Genomic DNA, 2,593 nt, shown 5'->3' with positions numbered 1-2,593 from the left:
CGTGACCCGCAGGCCGAGGAGCCGGCCGAGGCACCCGCCGGTTCGCGCCGTCGCCGGCGCCGCCGCGGTGAGCCGGCCGAGGCTGCCGCCGAGCCGGTGCAGGAGACCACTCAGGCGTCCGACGAGGACGTCGCCGCCGACGAGCAGGACGACGTCGAGGGCGCCGAGGGCGAGTCCGCCGACGGCGAGGACGCAGAGGACCAGGGCGGCCGTTCGGGCCGTCGCCGCCGTCGTGGCGGCCGTCGCCGTCGTCGCGGTGAGGCCTCCGATCAGGACGGTGGCGAGGACGAGGACGCCTCGGACTCCGCCGACGAGCAGGACGGCGCCGAGGCTTCCGACGAATCCGACGAGTCGGATGAGGACGACGCGGAGCACGGGGACCGCGACGCGGGCGGCTCGAGCAGCAGCAGCCGTCGCCGTCGCCGCCGTCGCCGTCGCTCCGGTGACAGCCCGGCGGACAGCGAGCCGGGCGACGGTGACCCGGAGCGCACGGTCGTCAAGGTGCGCGAGCCGCGTGCCAAGAAGTCCGAGAGCGAGCAGGCCAGCGACGAGGTCCAGTCCATCAAGGGCTCGACGCGTCTCGAGGCCAAGAAGCAGCGCCGCCGCGAAGGCCGTGAGCAGGGCCGCCGCCGCGTCCCGATCATCACCGAGGCCGAGTTCCTGGCGCGCCGCGAGGCCGTCGAGCGCGTGATGGTCGTGCGTCAGCACGGCGAGCGCACGCAGATCGGTGTGCTCGAGGACAACGTGCTCGTGGAGCACTACGTCAACAAGGAGCAGGCCACCTCGTACGTCGGCAACGTCTACCTGGGCAAGGTCCAGAACGTGCTGCCGTCGATGGAGGCCGCGTTCATCGACATCGGCAAGGGCCGCAACGCCGTCCTGTACGCCGGTGAGGTCAACTTCGAGGCGCTCGGCATGGCCAACGGGCCGCGCCGTATCGAACAGGCCCTGAAGTCCGGCCAGTCGGTCCTCGTGCAGGTCACCAAGGACCCGATCGGTCACAAGGGTGCCCGTCTGACCAGCCAGGTCTCGCTGCCCGGCCGCTACCTCGTGTACGTGCCCGAGGGTTCGATGACCGGCATCAGCCGCAAGCTCCCGGACACCGAGCGCGCGCGTCTGAAGACCATCCTCAAGAAGATCGTCCCCGAGGACGCGGGCGTCATCGTGCGCACCGCCGCCGAGGGCGCGAGCGAGGACGAGCTGCGCCGCGATGTCGAGCGCCTGCAGGCGCAGTGGGAGGACATCCAGAAGAAGGCGAAGCAGATCTCGACCTCGTCGCCGAGTCTGCTGTACGGCGAGCCGGACATGACCGTCCGCGTCGTGCGCGACATCTTCAACGAGGACTTCTCGAAGGTCATCGTCAGCGGTGACGAGGCCTGGGAGACCATCCACGGATACGTGTCCCATGTCGCCCCCGACCTGGCGGACCGGCTGTCGAAGTGGACCTCCGAGGTCGACGTCTTCGCCACGTACCGGATCGACGAGCAGCTCGCGAAGGCGCTTGACCGCAAGGTCTGGCTGCCGTCCGGTGGTTCGCTGGTGATCGACAAGACCGAGGCGATGATCGTCGTCGACGTCAACACCGGCAAGTTCACCGGTCAGGGCGGCAACCTCGAAGAGACCGTGACGAGGAACAACCTCGAAGCGGCCGAGGAGATCGTGCGCCAGCTGCGCCTGCGCGACCTCGGCGGCATCGTCGTCATCGACTTCATCGACATGGTCCTCGAGTCCAACCGGGACCTGGTCCTGCGCCGGCTGCTCGAATGCCTGGGCCGTGACCGTACGAAGCACCAGGTCGCCGAGGTCACCTCGCTCGGTCTGGTCCAGATGACGCGTAAGCGCGTCGGACAGGGCCTGTTGGAGTCCTTCTCCGAGACCTGCGTGCACTGCAACGGCCGTGGCGTCATCGTGCACATGGAGCAGGCCACCTCCGCCGGTGGCGGCGGCAAGCGCAGCAAGAAGCGCGGCAAGGGCGGCGCGGACCACCACGAGCACACGCACGAGGCGGTCGAGCCCGTCGAGTCCGCTGCCGAGGTCGCCGCCGAGGTGGCGGCTCCGGTGAAGCTCGATGAGCCCTCCGCGGCGGAGCCGCCGATGGATACCTTCCGTCCGGACGAGGAGCTGTACTCCAGCGCCGCCGAGGCCGAGGCCGCTGCGTCCAGGGGCCGTTCGCGGCGCCGGGCCACGCGCAAGGCGACGGCTCCGGCGGGTTCGCCCAAGGGGACCGAGGCGAAAGTGTCGGAGGCGAAGGTCTCCGAGCCCAAGGTCTCCGAGCCGAAGGCGAATGAGCCGAAGGCCGAGCAGCCCAAGGCCGAGCAGCCCAAGGCCGAGCAGCCGCAGGCCGAGGAGGCCAAGCCGGCCGCCGAGGTCACCGAGGACGCGGCGCCCAAGGGCCGTACGCGCCGTCGGGCCACCCGTAAGGCGACGGCCCCCGCAGGGGCGCCCAAGCCGGCCGAGGAAGCGTCTGCGGCGGTCGAGCCCGCCGCGGAGCAGCCCGCGCCCCTGGCCGCCGAGCCCGAGCCCGCTCCCGAACAGGAGAAGCCCGCCGAGGCAGATCGGAAGAGCGACGAGGAGGGAAAGGGAGTGGAGGGAG

The 2,593-nt window shown here is 70.8% G+C and carries 1 protein-coding gene; it reads left to right on the top strand.

Features of this window, described 5'->3' with window-relative positions; genetic code table 11:
* Window positions 1–2,593 (top strand): Rne/Rng family ribonuclease (locus ABT367_RS41245; protein ID WP_352259098.1); only part of this gene is annotated, 2,593 nt, incomplete at both ends.

The sequence above is a fragment of the Streptomyces mesophilus genome, assembly GCF_040300965.1.
Taxonomy (GTDB): domain Bacteria; phylum Actinomycetota; class Actinomycetes; order Streptomycetales; family Streptomycetaceae; genus Streptomyces; species Streptomyces mesophilus_A.
The sequence above is the reverse complement of the archived record's forward strand: the minus strand, read 5'-3'. Positions and strand labels throughout refer to the sequence as shown.